Origin of the sequence: Kitasatospora cheerisanensis KCTC 2395 (assembly GCF_000696185.1) — a bacterium.
Taxonomy (GTDB): Bacteria; Actinomycetota; Actinomycetes; order Streptomycetales; family Streptomycetaceae; genus Kitasatospora; species Kitasatospora cheerisanensis.
Genome location: NZ_KK853997.1, coordinates 814,174 through 840,775 on the forward strand (window position 1 = coordinate 814,174; position 26,602 = coordinate 840,775).

20 protein-coding genes and 2 pseudogenes are annotated in these 26,602 nt (G+C 72.8%); 9 read left to right on the plus strand and 13 right to left on the minus strand.

Annotated features, from left to right (window positions below; translation table 11 throughout):
• The 3 genes from KCH_RS03560 to KCH_RS03570 all read right to left on the minus strand — a co-directional run.
• Window positions 1–568: 5'/3'-nucleotidase SurE (locus KCH_RS03560; RefSeq protein WP_035858860.1), on the minus strand; the 568-nt coding region annotated here is incomplete at its 3' end.
• The gene (locus tag KCH_RS03565) at window positions 565–2,397 is read right to left on the minus strand and encodes a glycoside hydrolase family 3 protein (protein WP_244305128.1); all 1,833 of its coding nucleotides are present in this window, start codon (window positions 2,395–2,397) and stop codon (window positions 565–567) included. The genes KCH_RS03560 and KCH_RS03565, both read right to left, overlap by 4 nt.
• Window positions 2,394–3,647: an MFS transporter gene (locus tag KCH_RS03570; protein WP_035858863.1), complete on the minus strand. Its 1,254-nt coding sequence runs from the start codon at window positions 3,645–3,647 to the stop codon at window positions 2,394–2,396. The genes KCH_RS03565 and KCH_RS03570 overlap by 4 nt, the downstream gene beginning before the upstream one ends.
• 240 nt (window positions 3,648–3,887) lie before the next feature.
• Here KCH_RS03570 and KCH_RS39070 point away from each other — a divergent pair.
• A pseudogene (locus tag KCH_RS39070) lies at window positions 3,888–4,484 on the plus strand (TetR/AcrR family transcriptional regulator); the annotation flags it as partial.
• Window positions 4,485–4,601: 117 nt separating this feature from the next.
• Here the strand turns inward: KCH_RS39070 and KCH_RS03580 are convergent.
• Genes KCH_RS03580 through KCH_RS03600 form a run of 5 tightly spaced genes read right to left on the minus strand, consistent with a single transcriptional unit; the run spans window position 4,602 to window position 9,840 of the window.
• Complete coding sequence (locus tag KCH_RS03580) at window positions 4,602–5,411, minus strand: ABC transporter ATP-binding protein (RefSeq protein WP_035858871.1); 810 nt, start codon at window positions 5,409–5,411, stop codon at window positions 4,602–4,604.
• Entirely contained in the window at window positions 5,408–6,379 is a 972-nt protein-coding gene (locus KCH_RS03585; RefSeq protein ID WP_035858875.1) for an ABC transporter ATP-binding protein, read from the minus strand. Before KCH_RS03585 ends, KCH_RS03580 begins: the two co-directional genes overlap by 4 nt.
• A 1-nt stretch (window position 6,380) precedes the next feature.
• Window positions 6,381–7,247: an ABC transporter permease gene (locus tag KCH_RS03590; RefSeq protein ID WP_035858879.1), complete on the minus strand. Its 867-nt coding sequence runs from the start codon at window positions 7,245–7,247 to the stop codon at window positions 6,381–6,383.
• On the minus strand, window positions 7,244–8,197 hold the full coding sequence (locus KCH_RS03595; protein ID WP_035870650.1) for an ABC transporter permease: 954 nt from the start codon (window positions 8,195–8,197) through the stop codon (window positions 7,244–7,246). Before KCH_RS03595 ends, KCH_RS03590 begins: the two co-directional genes overlap by 4 nt.
• Window positions 8,197–9,840 carry an ABC transporter substrate-binding protein gene (locus KCH_RS03600; RefSeq protein ID WP_035858883.1) on the minus strand — a complete coding sequence of 548 codons (1,644 nt, stop codon included), beginning with the start codon at window positions 9,838–9,840 and terminating at the stop codon, window positions 8,197–8,199. Before KCH_RS03600 ends, KCH_RS03595 begins: the two co-directional genes overlap by 1 nt.
• A 161-nt stretch (window positions 9,841–10,001) precedes the next feature.
• Here KCH_RS03600 and KCH_RS03605 point away from each other — a divergent pair, with 161 nt between their 5' ends.
• Window positions 10,002–11,105 (plus strand): LacI family DNA-binding transcriptional regulator, encoded by a 1,104-nt coding sequence (locus KCH_RS03605; RefSeq protein WP_035858887.1) that lies wholly within the window; start codon window positions 10,002–10,004, stop codon window positions 11,103–11,105.
• 120 nt (window positions 11,106–11,225) lie between these two features.
• Window positions 11,226–12,622: pseudogene (locus KCH_RS03610) on the plus strand (NAD(P)/FAD-dependent oxidoreductase).
• Between the two features lie 69 nt (window positions 12,623–12,691).
• Here the strand turns inward: KCH_RS03610 and KCH_RS39075 are convergent.
• On the minus strand, window positions 12,692–13,921 hold the full coding sequence (locus KCH_RS39075; protein WP_167573986.1) for a C40 family peptidase: 1,230 nt from the start codon (window positions 13,919–13,921) through the stop codon (window positions 12,692–12,694).
• Between the two features lie 442 nt (window positions 13,922–14,363).
• Here KCH_RS39075 and KCH_RS36760 point away from each other — a divergent pair, with 442 nt between their 5' ends.
• From KCH_RS36760 to KCH_RS03635, 3 genes are all read left to right on the plus strand, one after another.
• The gene (locus KCH_RS36760) at window positions 14,364–15,716 is read left to right on the plus strand and encodes a hypothetical protein (RefSeq protein WP_051652698.1); all 1,353 of its coding nucleotides are present in this window, start codon (window positions 14,364–14,366) and stop codon (window positions 15,714–15,716) included.
• The gene (locus tag KCH_RS03630) at window positions 15,704–16,489 is read left to right on the plus strand and encodes an alkaline phosphatase family protein (protein WP_051652699.1); all 786 of its coding nucleotides are present in this window, start codon (window positions 15,704–15,706) and stop codon (window positions 16,487–16,489) included. Before KCH_RS36760 ends, KCH_RS03630 begins: the two co-directional genes overlap by 13 nt.
• Before the next feature lie 181 nt (window positions 16,490–16,670).
• On the plus strand, window positions 16,671–17,738 hold the full coding sequence (locus KCH_RS03635; protein WP_035870660.1) for a polyprenyl synthetase family protein: 1,068 nt from the start codon (window positions 16,671–16,673) through the stop codon (window positions 17,736–17,738).
• Between the two features lie 243 nt (window positions 17,739–17,981).
• On the opposite strand, the gene KCH_RS03640 is transcribed toward KCH_RS03635, so the two are convergent.
• The 4 genes from KCH_RS03640 to KCH_RS03655 all read right to left on the minus strand — a co-directional run bounded on the left by KCH_RS03640 (window position 17,982) and on the right by KCH_RS03655 (window position 21,391).
• A complete protein-coding gene (locus KCH_RS03640) occupies window positions 17,982–18,848 on the minus strand; it encodes an NmrA family NAD(P)-binding protein (RefSeq protein ID WP_035858890.1) in 867 nt (288 codons plus the stop codon).
• A gap of 44 nt (window positions 18,849–18,892) precedes the next feature.
• A complete protein-coding gene (locus tag KCH_RS03645) occupies window positions 18,893–19,336 on the minus strand; it encodes a hypothetical protein (RefSeq protein ID WP_035858895.1) in 444 nt (147 codons plus the stop codon).
• 111 nt (window positions 19,337–19,447) lie between these two features.
• Window positions 19,448–19,966 (minus strand): MarR family winged helix-turn-helix transcriptional regulator, encoded by a 519-nt coding sequence (locus KCH_RS03650; RefSeq protein WP_035858898.1) that lies wholly within the window; start codon window positions 19,964–19,966, stop codon window positions 19,448–19,450.
• Window positions 19,967–20,062: 96 nt separating this feature from the next.
• Window positions 20,063–21,391, minus strand: coding sequence for a GH1 family beta-glucosidase (locus KCH_RS03655; protein ID WP_035858902.1), 1,329 nt, complete (start codon window positions 21,389–21,391; stop codon window positions 20,063–20,065).
• Between the two features lie 423 nt (window positions 21,392–21,814).
• Here KCH_RS03655 and KCH_RS03660 point away from each other — a divergent pair, with 423 nt between their 5' ends.
• The 3 genes from KCH_RS03660 to KCH_RS36765 all read left to right on the plus strand — a co-directional run bounded on the left by KCH_RS03660 (window position 21,815) and on the right by KCH_RS36765 (window position 26,120).
• Window positions 21,815–22,267: a hypothetical protein gene (locus tag KCH_RS03660; RefSeq protein WP_035858907.1), complete on the plus strand. Its 453-nt coding sequence runs from the start codon at window positions 21,815–21,817 to the stop codon at window positions 22,265–22,267.
• A 1,197-nt stretch (window positions 22,268–23,464) separates the two neighbouring features.
• On the plus strand, window positions 23,465–23,878 hold the full coding sequence (locus KCH_RS43890) for an RICIN domain-containing protein (protein ID WP_035858915.1): 414 nt from the start codon (window positions 23,465–23,467) through the stop codon (window positions 23,876–23,878).
• Window positions 23,879–23,906: 28 nt separating this feature from the next.
• A complete protein-coding gene (locus KCH_RS36765) occupies window positions 23,907–26,120 on the plus strand; it encodes an arabinofuranosidase catalytic domain-containing protein (RefSeq protein WP_051652700.1) in 2,214 nt (737 codons plus the stop codon).
• Window positions 26,121–26,602 lie beyond the last annotated feature (482 nt).

Genomic DNA, 26,602 nt, shown 5'->3' on the forward strand with positions numbered 1-26,602 from the left:
CGACCGTGCCGGAGTCGTTGACCTGGGCGCTCACGTTGGGGCCGGAGTTGATGCCGGCGACGACCAGGTCGGGGCCGTCCGCCCAGCCGGCCTTGGCGGCGAGGCCCGCCCGCAGGGCGAGCTTCACGGTGTCGACGGGGGTGGCGCTCGGGCTGTCCGGGCCGCACGGGCCGGCGTCGAGGCAGACCCCGTAGACCGGTGCGCCGGACGGCGCCGCGGCGCAGTCCTCCCGGTGGCCGGCCGGGAGTTCCGCGCGGCGGCTCAGGGTGAGGGTGCCGCCGTTGCTGACGGCCGTGCCCCGGCCGGACTGCGGCTGCCAGGGCGCCATCACCACGACGTCCGCGCCGGCCGCGCAGAGCGCCCGGCGGACCTCGTACAGGCCGAGGCCGTCGGAGTTCGAGGGCCTGGCGGCCTGCACGGAGTCGTCGTTGGTGAGCAGCACGCGCAGGCCGGCCAGCGGGCGGGGCGGGGCTGCGGCGGCGGGCTCGGCGGCGGAGGCGGTGACGCTGCCGGCGAGCGCCGCGACGGCAGCGGCGGCGGCGAGGGATTTGCGGGCGGCGGGTCTCATGCGGGCGGTCCTTCCAGGTCGAGGCCGGCGCCGAACGGGAAGACCGGGTCGGCGGTGTCGTGCGGGACGTCCGGGCGGGAGGCTTCGACGGCGGCCATCGAGCGCGGCAGTTCGAAGGGCAGCCGGCCCTCGGCGCGGGCGCGGCCGAAGACCACGTCGAGCATCGCCTCGTCGTCGGCGCCCCAGTCGGCGATCACGGCGGCGGCGCGTTCGGCGATCTCCGGGATGACGGCGGGCCGTTCGAGGTTGATCAGGACGACGGTCGGCACGGCGTCGAGCACCCGCAGGACGGCGGCGAGTTCGTCCGCAGGGAAGTCGAGGCGGCCGGAGTGGAACATCGACTCGAAGCGGTTCTCGCGGTGCTCGTACGGGGTGAACAGGCGCAGCACGGCGAGGTCGGCCCCGGCCGGGGTGGCGGCCGGGCGGCCGTACCGGGCGACGGCGGCGGGGTCGAGGCCCTCGGTGTACAGGCGGGGTGCGGTCCGGGTGACGGGGAGGGTGCGGTCGCGGTTGGTGAGGACGGTGAGCGAGCGGCGCTGGGCGGCGGCCCCGGCGGCGCGGAAGTCGGCCCGGCCGACGGTCTCCTCGGCGGCGTCGGGGTCGACGAAGCGCCGTTCGTCGAACAGGCCGAGGACGAACTTCTCGCGCAGCAGCCGGCGGACGGACCGGTCGATGCGCCCCTCGTCGATCCGGCCGGAGCGGACCAATTCGACGACCACCTCGGGGCACTCCTCGCCGCCGAACTGGTCGACGCCGGCGTCCAGCGCCTTGGCGGCGCGTTCGGCGACGGTGAGGTGTTCGACGCCCCAGGCCCGGGCCTGGTGGGGTTCGCCGAGGATCTCGTCGTCGTTGAGCAGGCCCCAGTCGGTGCAGACGATGCCGTCGAAGCCGAGCTGTTCGCGGAGCAGGCCGGTGACCACGCCGCGGTTGAAGCCGAAGCCGACCTCCTCCCAGTCGGTGCCGATCGGCTGGCCGTAGTAGGGCATCATCTGCGCGGCGCCGGCGGCGATCGCGGCGCGGAACGGCGCGAGGTGCAGTTCGCGCAGGCCGCCCGGGTAGACCTGTTCCTTGCCGTGCGGGAAGTGCGGGTCCTCGCCGTCCTTCTGCGGGCCGCCGCCGGGGAAGTGCTTGACCATGGTGGCGACGCTGTCCGGGCCGAGGCGCTCGCCCTGGAAGCCGCGGATGTACGCCCGGACGAGTTCGGAGGTGAGGGCGGCGTCGGCGCCGAAGGTGCCGAGCTGCCGGGACCAGCGGGGCTCGGTGGCGAGGTCGATCTGCGGGTGCAGGGCGACCCGCAGGCCGACGGCCAGGTACTCCTGGCGGGCGATGTCGGCGAAGCGGTGCACCAGTTCGGGGTCGCGGACGGCGGCCAGGCCGATCGCCTCGGGCCAGGCGGAGAAGGCGCCGGCCCGGACGGAGGCGCCGATGTTGAGGGTGAAGGAGTGCCGGGGGTCGGTGGAGACCGTCACCGGGATGCCGAGCCGGGTGTCGGCGGCGATCCGCTGCACGGCGTTGTGCCACTCGGCGAGCCGGCGGGGCTCGGCGGTGCCGACCAGGTTGAAGTGGTTGATCCCCTGACGGCCGATCAGGCCGGTGGTGTCGGCGGGGAAGTCGGGGTCGTCGCCGTCCGCGGCCTCGACCGGCCGGCCGTCGGCGTGCATCGGGATCATGGTGTGGAAGAGCAGGCCGGCCTTCTCCTCCAGGGTCATCCGGGCCAGCAGGTCGGCGACCCGTTCGTCGACGGGCCGGGACGGGTCCTGGTACGGGTGAATGGCGGGGGCGGTGCGCACAACGGTCTCCGGGGAGGTTCGGGGCGGACGGATCTTCATCGGACGGTCTTGATGGGCGCCACCGCGAGCGCCCCGAGCAGGATGATCAGCGCGCCGACCAGGTAGAGGGCGTCGTAGCCGGCCAGGCCGACCACCAGGGAGGCCACGAAGGGGGCGAGGATCTGCGGTCCGGCGTTGGCGATGTTCAGCACGCCGAGGTCGCGGGCGTTGTCGGAGGCGCTCGGCAGCACCAGCGTGACCAGGGCGGTGTCCACGGCCATGAAGCAGCCGAAGGCGATCCCGGCGAGCACGGTGTACAGCAGGATGCCGGTCCAGTCGGGCATCACCACGGGGACGGCCATGGTGATCGCGGCCAGCACGCAGGAGACCGCGACGAACGGCTTGCGCCGCCCGATCCGGTCGGACAGCCAGCCGCCGAGCGCGGTGGCGGCCAGCGTGGAGACGGCGTCGACGGGCGCCAGGACGGCCTGCGCGCCGGCCGCGTCCATGCCGTCGGGCAGCTCGATGTGGTCCTGCAGGATGTAGAACTGGAACAGCGAGACGGCGAAGAAGCCGAGCATCATCAGGAACCGGCCGATGAACGCCCAGCGGAAGTCCGCGACCTTCAAGGTCTCGGCGAAGGCGGCCAGTTGACGGCGCAGCGGCACCGCTTCGACCGGCGGCAGCTTCTCCTCCCGGACCAGTGCGGTGAACAGCACGGCGATCACGGCCATCACCGCGCCGGTCACCAGGTAGCCGGTGCCGAGGGAGTCCGGGACGTAGCGGGTGGCCAGCATGACGCCGATCACCGAGCCGATCGGGGTGCCGATGCCGACCATCGCGGAGGCCAGGCCGCGGCGCCCGGCCGGGACCCGGTCGGGGACGATGGCGGTGAGGGCGGCCTGGTAGACGTTCATCGCGACCTGCACCAGGCACCAGACGACGGTGACCAGCAGGATCGTGCGGACCTGCCCGAGCAGCGCGAGCGTGCCGAAGGCGGCGAGGCCGCCGGCCAGGGTCCACGGGTTGCGGCGGCGGGAGCGGTCGGAGAGCAGTCCGGCCAGCGGGTTGAGCAGGGTGGCGAACACGGCGGCGATGCCGGAGACCAGGCCGAGGCTGCCGACCTTCCCGTCCGGGTCGAGCAGTTCGATCTGGGCGGGCAGCAGGACGCCGCCGACGCCGAGGTAGACCAGGTACAGCGCGGCGTTGCCGAGGGTGAGCATCGGCATCAGCCGGCGGTCCCCGGCGGCCGGGGGCGAACCCTCGGTGCCGGTTCTCCGGGCGCCGACGGCGGTGTCGGTGGTGGTCATGACCGGCCTCCTGGGTGGCCACAGGTCCCGTGCGTCGCGGGAAGTCTCGGGGGGAGCCCGGGGCAGGCACGGCTCTTGCTCCGGTCGGCGAGCGGGTGGGCCGACCGGAGCGGCTCGGGGCGCCGTCCGGGGTGCGCAACACAGCGAAGCACGAAAACCGAGTAGGTAGTAGGTTTTCATCCTGTGACCCAGATCACACGCCTCCCGTGCCGCGCACACCCGTTGGCTAAGGTGGCGGTCATGGACGTCAAGGGCAGGGGGACGACCCGCGGCACGGCACGCGGCACCTACGCGGTGGGCGACGAGCGGCGCTCGCGGATCCTGGACACCGCCGTCGAGCACTTCGCCCAATGGGGCTTCCACGCCACCTCGCTGGCCCGGATCGCCAAGGACGTCGGCATCACCCAGGGCGGCCTGCTGCACCACTTCCGCACCAAGGAGGCCCTGCTGGTGTCGGTGCTGGAGGCCAGCGACGAGCACGACACCGAACGCTTCTTCGCCGAGGAGTGCGACAGCGTCGCCGAGTGGTTCCACCGTCTGCTCGACCTGACCGCGCACAACGCCCGCCGGCCGGGCCGCACCCGGATGTTCAACGCCCTGGTCGGCGAGTCCGGCGACCCCGAGCACCCGGCGCACGCCTTCTTCACCCGCCGCTACCGCACCCTGGTCGAGGACGCCGCGCAGTCGCTGCACCGCGGCGTGGACAGCGGCGAACTGCGCCCCGACCTGGACTGCCCGGCCGAGGCCCGGCAACTGCTGGCGATGATGGACGGCCTGCAACTCCAGTGGGTGCTCGACCCGGAGGCGCTGGACATGCCCGCCCAGCTGCACGCCTACCTGGACCGCCTCTACCGGGCGCTGTCCGTCGCCGGCACCGGCCTGCCGCCCGGCCGGCCGGCTGACGCGGACCGCCGGGTGGCCGGGCCCTCCCCCCACAGCAGGGGCCCGGCCGGCTCAGGCCGGCGCCCTGCGGCCCGCCGCGATCCGGCCCGGGTCCCACCCGCGCCGGGGGACGGAGTCCAACAGGAGCCGGGTGTACGGGTGTTGCGGCTCGGTCAGCACCCGGACGGTCGGCCCGGTCTCGACCACCCGCCCGCCCCGCAGCACCGCGACCTCCTCGGTCAGGTGCCGCACCACCGCGAGGTCGTGGCTGACGAACAGGAAGGCGACCCCGGACGCGCGGCGGATCCCGGCGAGCAGGTCCAGGATCTGCGCCTGGATCGACACGTCGAGCGCGGCCACCGCCTCGTCCAGGATCAGCACCTTCGGCTCGGCGGCCAACGCCCGTGCGATGGCGACGCGTTGGCGCTGCCCGCCGGAGAGCCGACGGGGCAGCTCGGCGGCCTCGCGCTCGCCGAGGCCGACCTGGTCGAGGAGTTCGGCGACCCGGTGGCGCCGGTCCGCCCGGTCGAGCGGGAAGTGCAGCCGCCGCACCTCCTCGATGCACGCGCCGACCGGGATCCGCGGGTCGAGCGACACGTACGGGTCCTGGAAGACCAGTTGGATGCCGCGGGCCCGCTCCAGCCGCCCGGCGCGACCGCGCGGCCGCATCGAGCGGTCCACGCCGTCCAGGTGGACGGTTCCGCCGTCGGCCCGCTCCAGTCCGACGAGCATCCGGGCGGTCGTGGTCTTGCCGCACCCGGACTCGCCGACGATCCCGAGCGAGCCGCCGGGCGGCAGGGTGAAGGACACCCCGTCCACCACGGTGCGGCCGCCGAAGCCCTTGCGGAGGCCCTCGACCACCAGTCCGGTCGGTCCGCTCATGCCAGGATCCCTTCGTCGGCGCGCAGACAGGCGGCGAGGCCGTCGCCGTGCGGGCGGAGCGCGGGCGTCTCGGCCGAGCAGCGCGGCTCGGCGAAGGCGCAGCGCGCGGCGAACGCGCAGCCGGCCGGCGCCTCGGCGAGCGAGAGCGGCCGGCCCGGGACGGGCCTCGGCGGCGGGGCGCCGGGGTCGATCCGCGGGGTGCAGGCGAGCAGTCCGGCGGTGTAGGGGTGGCGCGGGCGTGCGAACAGTTCGTCGGTGGCCCGGGTCTCGACGATCCGCCCGGCGTACATGACGTGGATCCGGTCGCAGACGGCGGCCGCGAGTTCCAGGTCGTGGGTGACGAACAGCAGTCCGGTGCCGCGTTCGGCCTGGAGCCGGGTGAGGACGGCGATCACCTCGGCCTGGGTGGTGACGTCCAGGGCCGTGGTGGGTTCGTCGGCGATCAGCAGGTCGGGTTCGCCGGCGAGTGCGGCGGCGATGACCACGCGTTGCAGCATGCCGCCGGAGAACTCGTGCGGGCGGCGGCGCATCGCGGCCCGCGGGTCCTCGATGCCGACGGCGTCGAGGAGTTCGGCCGCCCGGGCGGTGGCCCGGTCGGCGGGGACGCCGGCGGCGCGCAGGCCCTCGGTGAGGAAGTCGCCGATCCGGTGCAGCGGGTCGACGGCGGCGCGCGGGTCCTGGAACACCATGGCGACCTTGCGGGACCGGAGTTCGCGCAGGGCGGTGCGGTCCAGGGTGAGCACGTCCCGGCCGCCCACCCGGACCTGCCCCTCGGCGCCGGCGCCCTGCGGCAGCAGGCCGAGGACGCTGCGGCAGGCGACGGACTTGCCGGAGCCGGACTCGCCGACCAGCCCGACCGTCTCCCCGGCGGCGACGCTCAGCGAGACGCCGTCCAGGATGGGCCGGGCGGCCCGGGCCGCGGGCAGCCGGACGCTGAGCCCGTCGATCTCCAACAGGGCTGGGGTCATCTCAGCGCTCCCGTCGTGCGAGCCGGTCGGCGATGCCCTCGCCGACGATTCCGAAGGCCACCACGGCGAGCACGATGCACACCGAAGGTGCGAGCGCGGGCATCGTCGCGCCCTGCTGGAGCGCCGACTCGCCGTCGTTGATCATCGCGCCCCAGTCGGCGGCGGGCGGCTGCACGCCGAAGCCGAGGAAGGACAGCGCGGCGAGGTCCATCAGCGCGTAGCCGAAGTTGATCGCCGACTGCGCGAGCACCGTCGGCGCGATGTTGGGCAGCAGGTGCCGGACGCAGATCGTCCAGCCGGACCAGCCCTGCACCCGGTACGACTCCAGGTACGGCCGGGCCTTCTCCTGCCGGGCGAGCCCGTGCACCAGGCGGCCCACGTACGGGGTGTAGGCGACGGCCATGGCGATCACCGGGGCGGTCAGGCCCGGCCCGGCGACGGCCACGAACATGATCGCCACCAGCAGTCCGGGGACGGAGAAGACCAGGTCCATCAGCCGGGACAGCACGGCGTCCGCCCAGCCGCCGCGCCAGCCGGCCACCGTGCCCAGCAGCAGGCCGCCGGCCGTGGAGAGGCCGACCACCAGCAGCGGGCCGAGCAGCCCGGTGCGGGCGCCGTACAGCAGCCGGGACAGCACGTCCCGGCCGGACTGGTCGGTGCCGAGCAGGTGGTCGGCGCTGCTGCCGACCAGCGAGGACCGCAGGTCCAGCGCCTCCGGGTCGTACGGGGCGATCAGCGGCGCCAGCGCGGCGACCAGGACGAGCACGCCGAGCACCAGCACGGCGACGGTGAACAGCGGGCCGTTGCCGAGCGGCCGGAGCCGGCGCAGCAGCGGGCGGCGCACCGCGGGAGTGAGGACGGCGCTCATGCCGCGCCTCCCGTCGCCGGCGACACCCGCGGGTCGATCAGCGGGCCGAGCAGGTCGACGGCCAGGTTGACCAGGACGAAGCCGAGGACGGTCAGCAGGGTGACGGCCTGCACGACCGGGAAGTCCTTCGCGGTCACGGACTGCACCAGCAGCTGGCCGACGCCGGTCACGTTGAACGCGCTCTCCACGATCGAGGTGCTGACCAGCAGTCCGGCCAGCGTGGTGCCGCCGACGGTGACGATCGGGCCGAGCGCGCCGCGCAGCACGTGCCGGCGGATCACCGTGCGTTCCGGGACGCCGCGCGAGCGCGCCACTTCGACGTGCTCGCGCGCGAGTTGCTCCAGCATCGCCGAGCGGGTCACCCGGGCGAGCAGCCCGGCGAGGGTGACGGCGAGGGCGACGGCCGGCAGCGTCAGGTGGTAGAGCCGGCCGCCGAGTCCGGTGCCCGTGGAGCCGGGGCCGGGGAACCAGCCGAGCTGGACGGCGAACAGCGAGACCAGGGCGATCGCGCTGACGAACGGCGGGGTGGCGGTGGCCACGCCGGTGCCGATCAGCACCGCCCGGTCGACGAGGCCGGGGCGCAGCGCGGCGAGGACGCCGGTCAGCACGCCGCCGACGCAGACCAGCACTGCCGCGTACCCGATCAGCAGCGCGGTGCCGGGCAGCCGGGAGCCGATCAGCGGGCCGACGTCCTGGCGGAACTGCACCGAGCGGCCGAAGTCGCCGTGCAGCACGTTGCCGAGCCACGTCAGGTACTGCACCAGGAAGGGCCGGTCCAGGTGGTACTGGGCGGCGATCGCGGCCCTGGCCTCGGGTGTCGCCGGGTGGCCCTTGAGCAGGAAGGACACCGGGTCTCCGGGGGCGAGGTGGACGGCGCTGAAGACGAGGAAGGACGTCACCAGCAGCACCGCGGCCAGCCCGAGGAGCCGGCCGAGCAGGTAGCGGGCCATCAGCGGGCGGATCCGACGGTCGCGGCCCACGGGTAGTAGAGCTGGGCGATGCCGGCGGGGGCGCCGGTCACCTTGCTGCCGAGGAAGACCGAGAACGGCGCCTCGTACAGCGGGATGGACGGCAGCTCGCGGACGGCGATCTGCTGGAGCTGGGCGGTGAGGTCGGCGCGGACGCCGGGGTCGGTGGCGGCGACGGCCCGGTCGTAGAGGGCGTCGAACTCGGGGTTCGACCAGTTCGCGTAGTTGCCGAAGTCGCCGGTGTGCAGGGACTGGTAGAACTCCAGCGGGTCCGGGGTGTTGTCGTAGCCGTTGGTGACGACCAGGTCGATGCCGGCCCGCGCGGCGGGGTCGGTGAACAGCGCCGAGTAGGCGTCCGGGGAGACCGGCTTGAGTTCGACGTCCAGGCCGATCTGCTTCCCGGCGGCCTGGACGGCGTTGCCGACGACGCTGATCTCGGGGGCGAGCGTACTGGTCGCCATCACCACCTTCCTGCCGGTCGCGCCCGCCTCCTGGACGAGCTTGCGGGCGCCCTCGACGTCGTGGACCGGGGCGGGCAGGGCGGCGTAGTAGCCGGCGGTGCGCTCCGGTGCGAGGGCCCAGGCCCCTTGCGCGGCGGGGGCCTTGGCGGGGACGCCGATGCCGCCGGCGGCGGACGCGACGATGCCGTCGCGGTCCAGCGCCATGGACAGCGCCCGGCGGACCTTCGGATCGCCCATGGCGCCCTGGAGATTGAGCACGGCGAGGTCGGCGGCGGCGGTGTTGGGGCCGAACCAGACCTTGCCCTGCGAGGTGCCCTGGAGCTGCGCCATCGAGGCGGACGGCACCATGTAGCCGCCGTCGACGGCGCCGGAGAGCCAGCCGTTGGCGCGGGCCGCTGGGTCCGCGATGAACACGAACTTCACGCTGTCGGCCTTCGGGGCGAGGGAGTTGTCCCAGTAGGCCGGGTTCTTCCGCAGGGTGATGCTCTCGCCCTGCGCCCAGCTGTCGATCGCGTACGGGCCGGTGCAGTCGATCCCGCCCTGCGGGCTGCCGTACTCCTTGCCGGCCTTGGCGAGGTAGGCGGCGCTCTCGATGGTGCCGGGCGAGGCGGCGAGCAGTTCGTTGAGCAGCACGTCGGGCTTGGTGAGCCTGATCGTGACTTCGAGCGGGCCGGACGCGGCGATCGAGGCGACGTTCTTGAAGGCGCTGGCCCAGGAGGAGCCGGTGGCCGGGTCCATCTGGCGGTTCAGCGAGGCCACCACGTCGTCGGCGGTCATCGTCGCGCCGTCGTGGAACTTCACGCCCTGGCGCAGGGTGTACACCCAGGTCAGCGGGTCCGGGTTGGCGGAGCTCAGGGCGAGCCCGGGTTCGATCTTCAAGTCCGGTGTGACGCGGAAGAGTTGTTCGCAGACGTTGGCCAGCACGGTGTTCGGCGGGTAGTCGTAGGCGAGCGCGTAGTCGAGCGACTGCGGCTCCGCGTAGAGCGACCAACTGAACGACGGCAGCGGGCCCTTGGCCGCCGGCGTGAGCGCGGTGACCTGCTGGCCGGAGCCGGCGTCGGGGTGCTTGGCGGTGGCGCCGGAACAGGCGGTCGCGGTCGTCGCGACCAGGAGGGCCGCGGCGAGCAAGGCGGTGGATCGGGAGAGCTGCGGAAGTCCGCGCACGGCGAAGCCACCCCTTTCTGATTCGTGGGGGCTGGGATTCTTCGTGGAAGTTGGAGTGGAGTATTGATGCGGGAACGTTCCCGCACAAGCCTCGTGCGGGAACGATTTTTCAGCGGTCGCGGCTGCTGACGGGAGGCCGCGCGGACTGGCAGCATCTGCGCATGACCGACACCCCGCGCCGCGGCGGCCCGGCCGCCGCCCTCCGGATCCGCCTGGTCGACGTGGCCCGCGAGGCCGGCCTGTCCAAGACCACCGTCTCCGCCGCGCTCAACGGCACCGGCCGGATGTCCGACGCCGTGCGCGAACGCGCCCGCGAGGCCGCCCGCCGGCTCGGCTACCGGCCCAACGCCACCGCCCGGCTGCTGCGGGCCGGCCACGCCCGGCTGATCGGCTACGTCGTCGGCGAGTTCGCGAACGAGCCGGGCTCGTACATGTCCTCGCCCTACTTCGCCCAACTCACCAGCGCCACCGCCACCGCGGCGCTGCGGCACGGATACGCGCTGGTCCTGCTGCCCGCCCGCTGCGGGCCCGAGGAATGGGCCGACCTGCCGCTGGACGCCGCGATCGTCGCCGACCCGCTCGACGACGATCCGCTCGTCGAGGACTTCGTCGCCGCCGGCATCCCGCTGTTCACCGACCGCTCCGTGGAGGGCCGTCCCGGCACCCACTGGGTGGACGTGGACGCCGACGCGGCGGTCCGCGAAGTCCTCGACCACCTGCGGGAACAGGGCGCGCGACGGCCCGCCGTGGTGCTGCCCGGCACCGTCACCCGCTTCCACCGCGCCGTCACCGACAGCTACCGGCGGTGGTGCGGCGGGCACGGCACGCCGCCCCGCCTGGTGCACACCGGCGGGCCCGGCGACGGCGCGGTGGTCGCCGCCGTCGAGGACCTGCTTGCCGGCCCCGGCACCGGCCCCGACGCGCTGTTCGTCCTCGCCGAGGCCAGCCCGCCGCTGGTCCTGGACGCGGTCCACCGGGCGGGGCTCCGGGTTCCCGAGGACCTGCTGCTGGTCTGCGCGAGCGAGGACGCCTCCGCCGCGCACACCCACCCGCCCGTCACCACGCTCAGCCTCCGGCCCGCGCTCATCGCGGAGAAGGGCATCGAGCTGCTGATGGCCGCGCTGGAGAGCGGCAGCCGGGAGCCGACCGGCGCCGTCGTCCCCACCCGGTTGGAGCTCCGCGCCTCCAGCCTGGCCGCGCGCGGGCCGGGCGGCCCGGCGGCCCGCGGGCGTGCGGCCGGCGGCGATCGCGCGGGCCGCGCCTGACCGGACGGCCGGCGCCTTATGTCAACGGCATTGACGTTCATGGCGGCCCGAGGGTCTGATGGCGGTCCACGGAGGCCCGACCTCCGCGCACCGCAGCCAGGCACAGAAGGAGCCACCCCCATGGCCGATCCCGTCCGCGCCCTGAAGGACGCCCAGCCCGTTCCGTTCTGGCTCGACGACCCGGCCCGTCCCGACGCCGCCTCCGCCCTGGTCGGCGACGTGCGCTGCGACCTGCTGGTGGTCGGCGGCGGCTACAGCGGACTGTGGACCGCGCTCATCGCCAAGGAGCGCGACCCCTCGCTGGACGTCGTCCTGATCGAGGCCCAGCAGGCCGGCTGGGCCGCCTCCGGCCGCAACGGCGGCTTCTGCGAGGCCAGCCTCACCCACGGCCTCGCCAACGGGTACCAGCGCTGGCCCGACGAACTCGGCACGCTGGAGCGGCTCGGCGCGGCCAACCTCCAGGCCATGGAGGACAGCATCGGGCGCCACGGCATCGACTGCGACTGGGAGCGCACCGGCTCCCTCGTCGTCGCCACCGAGCCCTACCAGGCCGACGGCCTCGCGGAGTTCGCCGAACTCGCCGCCCGGTACGGCAGCCGGCTCGACCTCCTCGACCAGGACGCCGTGCGCGCCGAGATCGACTCCCCCACGTTCCTCGGCGCCCTCTGGGACCGCGAGGGCGTCGCCATGCTCAACCCCGCCCGCCTCGCCTGGGGCCTGCGCCGGCCTGCCTCGACCAGGGCGTGCGGATCTTCGAGCACACCCGCGCGACCGGCCTCACCGACTCCCCGCACGGCATCACCGTCCGCACCCCGTACGGCCGCGTCGGCGCCCGCCGGGTGGCGCTGGCCACCAACGCCTTCCCCTCGCTGCTGCGCCGCCACCGCCCGTACACCGTGCCGGTGTACGACTACGCGCTGATGACCGAGCCGCTGACGGAGCAGCAGCTCGCCTCGGTGGGCTGGCGCAACCGCCAGGGGTTCGCCGACAGCGCCAACCACTTCCACTACGTCCGGCTGTCGGCCGACAACCGGATCCTGTTCGGCGGCTACGACGTGGTCCACACGTTCCGCGGCGGGGTGAGCGCCGAACGCGACCAGCGGCCGGAGACCTTCGCCACCCTCGCCCGGCACTTCTTCCAGACCTTCCCGCAGCTGGCGGACGTCCGGTTCAGCCACGCCTGGGGCGGGGCCATCGACACCTGCACCCGGTTCAGCGCCTTCTTCGACCTCTCCCACGACGGCCGGGTCGCCTACGCGGCCGGGTTCACCGGCCTCGGCGTCGGCGCCACCCGCTTCGGGGCCGAGGTGATGCTCGACCTGCTGGAGGGCGCCCGCACCGAACGCACCGCGCTGGAGATGGTCCGCCGCAAGCCGCTGCCGTTCCCGCCCGAGCCGGCCCGTTCGATCGGCATCGGCATCACCCAGTGGGCCCTCACCCGCGCCGACGCCAACCGCGGCCATCGCAACCTCTGGCTCCGCACCCTCGACCGCTTCGGCCTCGGCTTCGACAGCTGAGCACCCGTCACCGGCCCCTCCGCTCCCGGACCCCGCCGGGCCTGGGAGCGGAGAACTGCCGCCGCGGTGCTAGCAGTTGGGGATGACGGTGCCGTTGTTGTCCTTGGCCGTGTCGTTGCCCCACCTGGACAGGTAGAACGCCGACACCCACTGACCCGCCGGGCCGACGTCCGGATCCGTCTTCAACCACCAGTGGTTGAAGCTCGCCCCGCTCAACACCTCACGCCCCCAGGCCTTGCAGTACACGTAGTTGGTGCCCTGGTACAGCGTGCCGGTGGCGCTCGCGCCGGTGGCGGTCGGGGAGGCGTACACCGCCGCGTTGGTGAAGGTGTCCACCCAGTACTTGCCGCTCGGGGGCGGGGTGCTGCTGCCCGAGCAGTCGGGGACGGTGGTGCCGCTGTTGTCCTTCGCGACGTCGTTGCCCCACTTGGAGAGGTAGAACGCCGACACCCACTGACCCGCCGGGCCGACGTCCGGATCCGTCTTCAACCACCAGTGGTTGAAGCTCGCCCCGCTCGACACCTCACGCCCCCAGGCCTTGCAGTACACGTAGTTGGTGCCCTGGTACAGCGTGCCGGTGCTGGTGGTGGAGGTCGGCGAGCCGTACACCGGCGCGTTGGCGAAGGTGTCCACCCAGTACTGTCCGCCGCCCGCCGGGGGCGGGTTCGGCGGCGGGGTGGAGTTGCCCGCCCCGTACAGCCGGATCGCGCCGTAGTAGTCGCCGTGCGAGGAGAGCGCCGCCACCTGGACGTAGCCGCCGGAGTACGGGGCCTCGACGATCCAGCCCTGCCCCAGGTACATCGCCACGTGGTGGATGGTGGAGGCGGTGTTGCCGAAGAACACCAGGTCGCCGGGGAGCAGCGGCGCGGTGCCGTCGGCCCGGTAGTAGCGGGCGACGGCCCTGGAGGTCGGCCACTGGGTCCGGGTGGTGCCGTTGATGACGTCCTCGCCGACCGCCAGGTAGTAGGCGTAGCGGACCATGCCGGAGCAGTCCAGGCCGCGGACGTTGCAGTCGTTGGGGGCGCCGTTGGACGAGTCGCAGAGCCCGTAGGTGGGTCCGGGCTGCGAGCCGTGGCCGCCGCCCCACGAGTACGGGGTGCCGATCAGCCCGCAGGCGGACCGGACGGCGGCGGTCGCCTGCGAGGCCGCACCGGTGGACAGCACCCCGCAGGCGGGCGCGGCCCGGGCCGCCTGGGCGCCGGCGAAGAACACGCCGACCGACACCAGCACCGACAACAGGGCGGCCCACCGCAGCGGGGCGAGCAGCCGCCGCGACAGAAGGTTTACGCGTGCAGTCATAGCCGCGGATCCTTCCGGCGGCGCTGACGGCGGCTCAATAGCTCCATTGCACAGAGCACTTGACCGCACGCTGGTCGCCGGCCACATTGCGCGAGCCCGACTCTTCCGCCTTCCCGGCGGACGGCCTCCGCACCACGGCACTCCGACGAGGCCCGCCGGCCCGGGGCGCCATCTTACCAACGAGCTTTCTCCGCACGAGAATTGACGGGCCGCTACCGGCCGGTACGAGACGGCTCCGGGGGCGGCCCGGGGTGCCCGCCTCCCACCGGACGGTGGACGCACCGGGCCGCCGGCGCACGCCAGTTGGCCGAACAACTCTTCATCCCGTCGCCCCGCAATGTTGCTCGAACCGACAGCCGGCACTCCTTGAGCGCGCGGCGTCCGGACTGCCATCCTGGCGCGCGCCCCGCCCACCCCTCCCACCCTCAGGAGACCGATTCCCATGCGGAAGTCGTCCGCACGCCGACGCCATCGACGGCTGCACCTGCTGCTGCTCGCCGTCGTGGCGCTGCTCGCACCCGCCGTCTCGACCCCGGCCACGGCCGCGGGCAGCTCGATCGGCCTGCCCGCCACCAGCTACGTCCAGGGCCGGACCTCGGCGCTGGCGGTCACGTACAGCACCGCCCGGGCCTCGTCCACCAACTGGGTCGGCATCTACTCCACCGACCCCGCCAAGGGCCCCGGCAGCGGGACCGCCTCGCTGGCCTGGACGTACGCCCCGAACAGCAGCGGCACGGTGACGGTGGCGGCGGGCTCGCTGCAGCCCGGCAGCTACCTGGCCTACCTGCTCGCCGACAACGGCTACACGCCGCTGGCCTCGCCGGTGCTGTTCACCGTGACCTCCGCGACCGAACTCGGCACCCAGAACAGCATGCTGTGCCTCGGCCGGGCCACCGCCCCGCAGGGCGCGCCGGTGACCGCCTCCTACGGCACCGCCCAGGTGTCCCCGACCAACTGGATCGGCGTCTACCCCGACAACGGCACGCAGCCGGGCGGGAGTCCGGCGCTCGTCTGGGCCTACGCCCCGAACGGCACCGGCACGGTGACGCTCGCCACCGACGCGCTCGCCCCGGGCGCGTACGTCGCCGACTACCTGGCCGCGGACGGCTACACGGCGCTCGCCCGGCCCGCCCGCTTCTCCGTCACCGCGCCCGGCGCCGACAGCCCCAACCTGATCGTCAACGGGGACGCCGAGTGCGCGGACGCCTCCGTCAGCGGATACGACGCCGTGACGCTCCCGGGCTGGCAGGCCGCCGGCGTGCCGACCGCCGTGGCGTACGGCGCGCCGAACGGCTTCCCGTCGAGCGGCACCGCCGGCCCGGGCAACCGCGGCGGCGCGTTCTTCTCCGGCGGCCCGGTCGGCAGCTCGACGCTCACCCAGACCGCCGACGTGTCGGCGGCGGCCGCCCGGATCGACGCCGGCGGCGTGACCTACAACCTCTCGGGCTGGCTGGGCGGTTACGCCTCGGAGAACTCCACCGCCACCCTCACCGCGACCTTCCTGAGCGGCACCGGAGCCGCCCTCGGCACCGGCCGGATCGGGCCGGTCGGCGCCACCGACCGCGGCCTGTCCACGGCCCTGCTCCAGCGCACCGCCACCGGCACCCTGCCCGCCGGCACCCGCAGCATCGGCCTCGCGCTCCAGCTGACCCGCGAGGCGAGCCGCACCGGCAAGGCGTACAACGACGCCTACGCGGACAACCTCTCGCTGACCATCTCGGCCCCCGTCCCCGCGCCCGCCGGGCCGGCCCCGCCACCTCCCAAGTCCCCGCGCTGGACCACGTGTTCTTCGTGATGCTGGAGAACAGGTCCTTCGACCAGGTGCTCGGCAACTCCGCGGCGCCCTACCTGACCCAGCTGGCGAACAGCAACGTCACGCTCACCCAGTCCTACGGCCTGGTGCACCCCAGTGACCCCAACTACCTTGCGGTGGCCGGTGGTTCGACCTTCGGCCGGACCGACAACCCCTACCCCGCACTGACCGGGGCGGTCACCGGACCGCACCTCGGCAACCTGGTGGAGCAGGCCGGCAAGTCCTGGCGCGGCTACGTCGAGGACATGAAGTCGCCCTGCAACCTGAGCTCCAACGGCAACTACGACGCGGACAACGTGCCGTTCGTCTACTTCAAGGACGTCACCGGCGACGCGGCCCGCTGCCAGGACAAGCTCCAGCCGATCACCCGGCTCTGGTCCGACCTGCAATCCACCGCCACCACACCCGAGTTCGTCTGGTTCGAACCCAACAGCTGCAACACCATGCACAATTGCAGCGTCACGACCGGCGACACCTGGATGCAGACCAACCTGCCGAAGCTGTTCGCCTCCCCGGCCTGGACGCAGCAGCGCTCGCTGCTCGTCATCACCTTCGACGAGGACGACGACAACCACGGCCAGCGCATCCCCACCCTGGTGGCCGGCTCGCCCGGCCTCACCAGGACCGGATACCGCTCCGGCACCCAGTACAACCACTACAACATCCTGCGCACCGTCGAGGACGGCCTGCGCCTGCCCGGCCGCCTGACCCAGAACGACCAGTACGCCACCCCGCTCAACGACATCTGGAACTGACGCCCCGCGCAGCCCTGTTGACGAAGGCCACGCCCGGCAGGACCGCTCCTGCCGGGCGTCGCCGAGTGTACGGACCGACTCCTGCCGGGCGCCGCCGAAGGCGCGGGCCGAGTGCCACCAGGCGTCCCCGAGGGCGCGGGCCCGTCCGGATGAGAGGCTGGGCCCCGTGAACGAGACGATCATGGCAGCCGCCCGCGAACGAGCCGCCGGACACCGGCGCCGCTTCGACCTCCGCTTCGAGGCGTACTTCGCCACCCTGCCGGAACGCCTCGACACCCCGCCGCTCAGCCGCTTCACCCCGCGCTGCCTGGACCTGCTGCGGGACCTCTCCCTGCGCGGCGGCAAACGGCTGCGGGTCGCCCTGCTGTACGAGGCCGCCCGACTGGTCACCACCGACCCGGTACCCGGCCTGGCCGAGGCCGCGCTGAGCATCGAACTGCTCCAGACGCACGGGCTCGTCCACGACGACCTCATCGACGACTCGCCCCGGCGCCGCGGCGGCCCGTCCACCTACTACGCCTACCGCCAGGACTTCCCGGACGCCGACCGCACCGCCCTCGGACTGGCCGTCCTGGCCGGAGACCTCGCCGCCTTCCTCTCGATGCGGGTCCTGCTGGACGCCGACGTCCCCGCCGAGCTGCGCCGGGCGATGCTGGAGGTGCAGCTCGACGCCGCCGCCGAGACGGTCACCGGCCAGATCGTCGACCTCGAACGCGACTTCCTGCCCGTCCCCGACGAGGAGTTCCTGCACACCGTCTGCGAGTACAAGTCCACCCGGTACTCCGTGCTCGCCCCGCTGCGGCTGGGACTGCTGGCCGCGGGCGAGGACCTGGCCCGCCACGACGCCCGGCTGCGCCGGTACGCGACCCTGGTCGGCATCGGCGGCCAGCTCCGCGACGACTACCTCGACCTGTTCGGCGACGACGCCGCCACCGGCAAGACCACCGGCGCCGACCTCCGCGCGGGCCGCCGCAGCTACGCCATCAGCGCCCTGCTCGCCGCCGCGGACGCCAGCCAGCGGGCCGAGATCGAATCCGCACTCGGCGACCCGCACTCCCCCACCGAAACCGTCCACCGCCTCCGCGACCTGGCCCGCCACCTGGGCGTGGACGCCAAGCTCCGCGCCGCCATGCACCGCCACGCCGACGCCGCCCGCACCGAGGCCCGCACCTGGCGCCCGCACTGGCGCGAAGACGCAGTCGCCTTCTTCGAGGGCCTGCCACTCGCGAACGTCCTACCGCCCGAGTGACCTGACACCCGGACCCCTGACTACGCACCCGTGCACTCACGGCGACGCACAATCAGTTCCGATCCGCAGGCCTCTGACGCGCGAACGTATGGCTCAACTGCGGCCGTACCACTGCGCCGACGCCGTTTCAGCCGCCCACTCGTCGACCGCTCGTTCGGCGAGTGCGCCGCGCTTGCGGAGGCCGGGCCTCGGTTGCGCGTGCGGCCGCCTCGGCCCCCGCCTTCTCGGCGCGTGCGTCCGGGCTCAGCGGAAGGCGTCGAGGTGTTCGCGCAGGAACGCCTCCAGGGTGCGCGGCGCACGTCCGGTCAGCCGGGTGGCGGTGTCGTCCGGGGTCTCCGGGCGGAGCACGGCGAGCCGCTGGATCTCCACCACGTGGGTGGCCAGCCACGCGGGCATCCCGACCCGTTCCACCAGGTGCGCGTGAAAGCGGTCCGGCGGCAGGTCGAGGTAGGTGACGGGGCGGCCGAGCAACTCGCCCAGCAGGGCGCCGAGTTCCGGGTAGCTGTAGGCCCGCCCGCCGGTGAGCGGGTACGTTCCGCCCGCGAGTTCGGGGCGGGTGAGGACGGCCGCCACGGCGTCGCCGATGTCGCGGCAGTCGATGTAGTTGCAGGCCGCACCGCCCATCGTCCCGTGCAGCAGACCGGCACGGGCGACACCGGGGGCGAGCAGCAGCAGCTTCTGCATGAACGCGTAGGGCCGCAGGACCGTCGCGGTGATGCCGGACGCCCGCAGGTACTGCTCGATGCGGTGGTGGCCGCGCGAGACGGCGACGGGCGAGTCCGCTTCGGCGGCCGGGGCGGACATCTTGACGATGTGTTCGACGCCCGCCGCCAGCGCCTGATCGACGGCGCGGAGCTCGTACTCGACCTGGCGGGGTCCGTTGGCCATGGTGAGGAAGACCCGGCTCGCGCCGCGGAACGCCGCGCGCAGCGAGTCGGGGTCGCCGGCGTCGGCGGGCACCGCCTCCACGAGGCGGCGGGTGGGCCCGTCCAGGCCGGCGAGCAGGCGGTGCGGATCCCGGCTCAGCGCCCGTACCGGAACGCCCAGGCCGGTCAGGCTGTGCAGGGCGGCACCGCCGGTGGCGCCGGACGCTCCCATGATGACGATCATGTCGTGCTCCTCGGGTGTCTCGGGGGTGGGTGACGGGACGCGCGTCAGGCTTTGCGGCGGGTGCCGCGCCAGCGCCAGGTGATCATGGTTGCGGCGATCGCGGCGGAGATCGGCAGGTCGAGACGGAGCCGACCGGGCCAGGGACTGTCGGCCAGCGCCGGAACGTCCGGGAGCCAGTGCGCGCCCGCCCGCCCGAGCAGGGAGGCGAGCACGGCGGCACCGAGCCCCGACCCGACCGCCAGCAACGGACGCGGCATGCGGGCCGTCCAGGAGTCGTCCGGACGATGCCGCAACCCGGCGCCGACGAGGGCGGCAACCACGGCCGAGGTGCCCGCGATGGTGGTGAGGGCCGCGATCACCAACTGCGGCCGGCCGGTGGCCACCCCGCCCGCGGCGGCCATGACGGCCGGCATGGCGTAGGCGACCAGCACCTCGCGCCACAGGACGAACGGTGGCCGCTCGCCGGTCGAACGATGCTTCGTGGACATGAGTCCTCCAAGCCAATTAGGTGGCTAACTATCACTGATTAGGTACCTAACTACATGGTCATGAAAAGGCGGCGGCCGGCACCCGGGGCACCGGCCCGCCATGGCGAACCGTCAGTCGGCGGTCAGCGCATCCATGCCCTCGACCAGCCTGGCGAGCAGATCGAGGAACATCGCCCGCTCCTCGAGCGAGAGCCCGTCGACCATGGCCTGCATCCGCCGGAAGTGCTCGGGAGCCAGGTCGCGCAGACGCTGCGCGCCGCGCGCGGTCAGGATGACCACGCTGCCCCGCCCGTCCTCGACCGCCGGCCGACGGGCGACCAGGCCCTCACGTTCGAGACCGTCGACCAAGCCGGTCACGGTCGCCCGCGAGACGCCGAGGCTGGCCGCCAACTGGGAGGGCGACTTCTCCCCACCGTGATCCTCCAGGTCGGCCAGCAGCCGGTAACGCCCGGTGGACAGACCGAACCGCGCGAAGTGCACCTCCCCGGCCTGACCGAGTCGGGCCCCCGCCGCCATGAGCCGCGCCGCCACCAGCACCGCCTGCGGATCGGCCGCGAGACCGTAGCGTGCGATCTGGCGGCGGGCCTGGTCGAGACTGGGAGCGCCGTGCGCCGCATCCTGCTGTGCCATGCAGGTAATATGGCACCTAACCACCTATCCGTCAAGGCGGCCACTCGACATCGAACCCGACTTGGAAAGGCTTCCCCCGATCCTCAATCACCCCTCTCACAACGCTCGGTGACGGGCGATCAGGTCGCGATACCAGGCGTACGAGGCCCGGGGGGTGCGCTGTTGGGTGTCGAAGTCGACGTGGACCAGACCGAAACGCTCGCCGAATCCTTCTGCCCATTCGAAATTGTCGAGCAGGGACCAGGTGTAGTAGCCGCGGACGTCGATGCCGTCGGCGACAGCGCGGGCGAGGGCGTCGAGATGGGTGGCCAAGTAGTCGATGCGGAAGGTGTCGTCGAGGGTTTCGTCGGTGGAGCAGCCGCTCTCGGTGATGGTGATCGGGGGGAGGGCGTCGCCGTACCGCGCGCGGAGGGTGTGCAGCAGTTCGTGCAAGCCGTCCGGGACGACGGGCCAGCCGAAGTGGGTGAGCGGCACGCCCTCTATCGGCGCCTGCGTGAACGGCAGCCCGGGATCGGCGGGGGCGGCGATCCGGGTCGGGTTGTAGTAGTTGACGCCGAGTCCGTCGAGGCCGGGCCCGGTGATCAGGTCGAGGTCACCCTCCCGCACCGCCCCGTGCAGATCCTCGCCCACCCCGTACGCCGACAAGTCCGGGTAGCGCCCGAGCAGCAGCGGGTCCAGGAACAGCCAGTTGTGCAGCGCATCGTAGGCGTCGGCGGCCGCCCGGTCCTCGGCGGAGTCGCTCGCGGGCCGGACGGGCGTCAGGTTGTTGGCGATCAGGACGTCGAGGCCGCGGGAGCGGAGTCCGGCGGCGGCCAGGCCGTGGCCGAGGAGTTGGTGGTGGGCGGTCGGCAGCGCGTCCAGCATCAGCGAGTGCCCCGGGGCGTGGATGCCGAGGGCGTACCCGAAGACCATGTGCACGAACGGCTCGTTGAGGGTGATCCAGGCCGGTACACGGTCGCCGAGCCGGTCAGCGACGAGATCCGCGTACTCGGCGAATCGGAAAGCGGTTTCCCGTTGCATCCAGCCACCTCCGTCCTCCAGCGCCTGCGGCAGGTCCCAGTGGAAGAGGGTGGGCAGCGGGGTGATGCCGGCCTCCAACAGCCCGTCCACCAGCCGCTCGTAGAAGTCGAGCCCCGCCCCGTTGACCGCGCCCCGGCCGGTCGGCTGCACGCGCGGCCAGGCGATCGAGAACCGGTACCCGTCGAGCCCCAGACCGCGCATCAACTCCACGTCCTCGGGCCACCGATGGTAGTGGTCGCACGCCACCCGGCCGGTGTCGCCGCCCTTCACCGCGCCGGGCCGGTCGCAGAAGTCGTCCCACACCGAACGGCCGCGGCCGTCCTCGTCGACCGCGCCCTCGATCTGGTAGGCGGCGGTGGACACGCCCCAGCGGAAGTCGGGCGGCAGGTCGTGACGGTCCGTCATAGTGATCCTTCCAGCGCACGAGCCAAAAATGCGAGCAGGGCTCATGTTAAGGAGAGTTGACGGCTCGAATCCAGAGCCGAGCGCCATGCAACCCGCACGGACCTGCGATCAGCGGGCCGACACATCCACCAACCGCATCCGACCGGGCCAGTCGGGGCGATGCCGAGGGGTCGACCGCCGGCGGGGCGGCGGTTCACTCGGCGTTCGACGCGGATTCGCGCGGGGTGGTGCCCGCATTGGCCCGATCGGGCGGATTTGCGTCACCCATGGTGCGGATTTGGACGGCTTGACACTTCGAAGGTCAAAACGGGCCAGGGGCTTCGAATCGCATGGCAAAGTTCTTGTCGTGGCACATGTGAAATGTCACATGCCCGCCAGGGCCTCTCTCCGAACGGTTTCCCCTCTCGTCTCAAGGAGAAGATCATGAACCGCATCACCCGCCTCGCGGTGGCCGCCGCCGGTGCCGCCGCCCTGCTCACGGCGCCCGTTCCCGCCTTCGCCGCCGCGACCGGCGCCGACACCGTCGCCACCACGACCACGACGTGCAAGTACAGCCTCCAGGCCGGGCTGGCGACCTACGCCTGCGCCGACGTCACCGGCGACAGCGTCGTGATCTACGGGAAGATCGGCCTGGCCGGCCCGCCGGACGGGCCGGTGGGGTGGCAGACCCTGTACACCAATCTGTCGGCCGAGGTGGTCGGCGGCGCCTCGCTGGGCTCCGTGAGCGGGACCGTGCCGTTCCACTCCACCGGCGTGCGGGTGGAGGGCTTCACTGCCACCGTCGCGTGCGGTTCGACGGTGCGCGTGACCTTCTCGGTGCAGGGAAGCGGCCCGTTCGGCACCCGGCCCGTGCTGGACGTACCGGTGACGTGCTGACGGCCCATCAGCGCGACGGCCGGGCCCGGACGTTGGTAACCTCCGGGCCCGGCCGCCTGCGTGTCCGGCGGGCTCCCGCCGAGCATCGTCGTGCCGGTCAGTACCGGGTGGTGACGGTGACGCCGCCGAGGGCGGCGGCGATGCTGCCCTCACCGTCGACCTCGGTGGAGCGGTCGGTCAGCTGGACGTTCAGGCCCCGCACCATCGCGCCGGAAGGCCGCCTCGGGCTTGCCCGGGGTCAGGCAGAGACCGGTGGCACAGGCGTCGAGCCAGCTGGCGAAGTCGGCGTCGCGGTTCACGTAAGCGGAGCTGACACAAAGGCAGATGCGCGGCCCGGTAGTGCTGCCTACGATCGGCGGATGGATCGACGCGTTCCCTCTGGACTGAGCCCCGTGGACAGCTACGCCCTTCGTTGCTTCCAACGGGGCGACGCCGAGCACGTTCGGAGCATCCGGCTCCACCCCGTGCATCCTGACCAGAACCTTGCCCGGTACACCCTCCGGATCCAGGCGGCCGGCTGGCACCTTGCGGAGCAGAGCTTCGGGGTCGACGGGTCCTACCGGTGCTGCGAGATGCGCTTCGTTCGACCGGCTGAGTGATCAAGGGGTGGAGCTGGAGCCCACGGTTCTCAGCCCGCGGCGGTAGGTGATGACGCAGCAGGCCGCCTTTTGGAAGGCCTCGTGAATGTCGTCGGAAGCCGTGGATCCAGGAGTCTGTCCGCTCGACCACCCCTGGGAAGCTGCTGAGTCCGGAGCCGTGCGCCACGCCGCAGCGGGCGATCACCGGTTTGATCCCGCGCTTTCCACCGCAGCCTTCGGTACTTGTCGCAGTCGTAGCCGCGGTCGGCGTGGAGCCGGGCGGGGCGGCGAGACGCCCTTCTCCACCGCCCGGCGCGAATTCCAGCAGGAACTGGACCTCGACCGCGTCCCGCTCCGTCCGGTCATGGCCGACTCCTCTCGAACAGGCCCCTGCTGAACGTTGAGACGCCAGGAGCGGGGCGAGCCGGAGATGGCGGGAAACGGTCGTCAGGGCCCGATGGGGGCCGGTGCGTTCAGGTGGCGACGTACCCGGCCTGACCACGAACGGACTGTTCGTGCCCGGCTCGATCCGGATCTCCGGATCACCCCGGCGACCCGATCACTTCACGCCGTAGTCGAACCTTTGGCCGTTCGAAAGGCATTCCGTTCCCCTACTCTCATGGCCGAACGGGGCTCCGCAGGGGCCCTGAAGTACGCGCACGGAACTCCAGCTCGAACCACCCTCGATCAGCTCGCCAACACCGCCACCGGCAAGTGCGCCGACCTGCCGAACTACGACTCGAACCCGGCGGGCACCGCCGTCACCCAGTACGGCTGCAACTACGGCTCCGACGACAACCAGATGTGGAACGTGGAGGTAACCCGCTACATCAACGGGATGCCCCTGTACCAGTTCGTCAATGACAAGAGCGGGTACTGCCTCGACCTGCCCGACTACGGCACCGTCCCGGCCGGCACCCCGCTGTGTACGGTTGCTCCACGCACGACGACCACATCTGGTCGCTCATCTGATCGCACGCCGCCCCGCCGGCCCCGCGCGCTCCTCCCGGAGGGTGCGGGGCCGCGCTCCTGACCGCCCCCGAACCTCCGAAAGGTCCGCCTTGACCACGGCCCACCGCCGTCCCGGACGGCGAGCGCCGCTCCGCGCCCTGCTCGCCGTCCTGTCCGTCCTCGTCGCGAGCCTGGCCGCGCTGCCGGCCACCGCGCAGGCGAGCACCGTCGCGCCCTGCGACATCTACCGCACGTACAACACCGGTTGCGTCGCCGCGCACAGCACCGTCCGCGCGCTGTTCGCGGGTTACGCCGGCCCGCTGTACCAGCTCACCCGGGCGTCGGACGGCGCGACGCACGACGTCGCGACTCTCGCGGACGGCTACGCCGATGCCGCCGACCACGACGCCTTCTGCGCCGCCACCGGCTGCACCATCACGAAGATCTACGACCAGACCGCGAACCACAACGACCTGACGCCCGGTCCGGACGGAACCGAGTGGGGCACCGGCCCGGACCGGCCCGCCGACGCCGGCGCGCTGGCGGTCACCGCGGGCGGCCACAAGGTGTACGGGATCTGGATCACCCCCGGGGTGGGCTACCGGTACACCGGAAGGGCCACCGGCGTCGCGGTCGGCGAGGAACCGGAGGGCGCGTACATGGTGGCGAGCGGCACCCACGTCAACGCGGGCTGCTGCTTCGACTACGGCAATGCGGAGACGGTGCCGAAGGACACCGGCAAGGGCCACATGGATGCCATCAACCTCGGCACCACCTGCTTCTTCGGGCCGTGCACCGGCTCGGGGCCCTGGGTGAAGGCCGACCTGGAGGACGGCCTGATCCAGGGCGGCGACACCAACGGCAGCAACCCCGCCAACCTGGGCAACAGCAGTGCGTACGTCACGGCGATGCTGAAGAGCGGCAGCCAGCGGTACGCGCTCAAGGGCGGCAACGCCCAGTCCGGCGGCCTGAACACCTGGTGGGAGGGCTCGCTGCCGACCGACTGGAGGACGATGCACAAGGAGGGCGGCATCGTCCTGGGCATCGGCGGTGACAACAGCAACTGGGCCGAAGGCACCTTCTTCGAGGGCGCCATGACGGCCGGTTACCCGACCGGCGCCGCAGAGGACGCCGTGCAGGCGAACATCGTGGCGGCGGGCTACGCCGGCCAGACCGGTGTCCCCAACGGGCCGCACAGCATCGTCGCGGGCTCCCAGGCGACCGTCGTCGACCACAACGGCGCCACCGCGGTCTACGCCCTGGCCACCGACGGCTTCATCCACGAGAACTACCAGCGCAATCCGGGCGCGGGCAACTGGTCCGGCTGGGCGTCGCTCGGTGTGGGCGCCGGCGACGGCCGCACCAATGTTCCGAACCACTTCGTCAGTTCGCCGAGCGTCTTCGTGGACTCGGCCGGCAAGACCGTCGTGACGGCGATCGACGGCCAGGGCAACGTGGAGGAGAACTACCAGACCCTGCCCGGCAACGGCCCGTGGTCCGGCTGGCACACCTACGACTCACCGCTGCCGAACGGCGTGACGTTCGTCGGCACGCCCTTCGGGACCAAGGACGCGAACGGGGTCAACGTCACGTACGCGACCGGCTCGGACGGCAACGTGTACGAGAACTACCTGATCCCCGGCGTGAAGTGGAACGGCTGGACACTGGCACTGGGCGCCAACGGCTCACTGGTCAGCTCGCCCAGCGTCTTCGTGGACTCGGCCGGCAAGACCGTCGTGACCGCCATCGACCGCACGGGCAACGTGCAGGAGAGCTACCAGACCCTGCCCGGCAACGGCCCGTGGTCCGGCTGGCACACCTACAACTCACCGCTCCCGAACGGCGTCAAGTTCGTCGGCACCCCGGTCTCGACGAAGAACGCGGGCGGGGTCAACGTCACGTACGCGACCGGCTCGGACGGCAACGTGTACGAGAACTACCTGATCCCCGGCGTGAAGTGGAACGGCTGGACACTGGCACTGGGCGCCAACGGCTCGCTGGTCAGCTCGCCGAGCGTCTTCGTGGACTCGGCCGGCAAGACCGTCGTGACCGCCATCGACCGCACGGGCAACGTGCAGGAGAGCTACCAGACCCAGTCCGGCACCGGTCCGTGGTCCGGCTGGCACACCTACAACTCGCCACTCCCGAACGGCGTCACCCTGGTCGGCGTGCCCAACTCGCTGAAGGACAAGAACGGCACGAACGTGACGTACGCGCTGGGGTCCGACGGCAAGGTGTACGAGGACTTCCTGACCGCCGGTGTGGGATGGAACGGCTGGCAACTGGCGCTCGGCAACCCGCCGGTGGGGCTGATCCAGTTCTGACCGAGCCCCGTACCGGGCCCGGGCGGTGGGCTACGGCGCGCAGGTGCTCCGCGAGGACTTCCACGTCCCCGGCCGGGGCGCGGTCTCCGTGATCGGGCTCAGCGTGCTCTCCGAGGCCCTCGCCCTCCTGACGCTCGGGCTGGTCCGGCCCCGGGGCGAGGCCGTGCCGCGCAGGATCCCGCTCCTCGGCGGCCGTCGCGTCCGTCCGCTCGCCGCCGTCGTCCCCGCCGCCGTCGGCTCACCGGCCCTCATGTACCTCTGGACGGCCTTCGGGTACTGGTGGAACGTCGACCGGCATCCGGCGGTGCTCGGACCTTGGCGCACGATCGTCGGCATCCGGTACCAACCCCTGGGCCTCGGGGGGCCGTTGCCCGCCGCCGTCACCGTCTCCCACTACCGCCGCCACCGACCGCCCCGGGCGGCGATCGCCTCCCGTCGGCTCCCCCGCGGGAATCGGCGGTCGGCGCGGCGCCCGGGCGGCA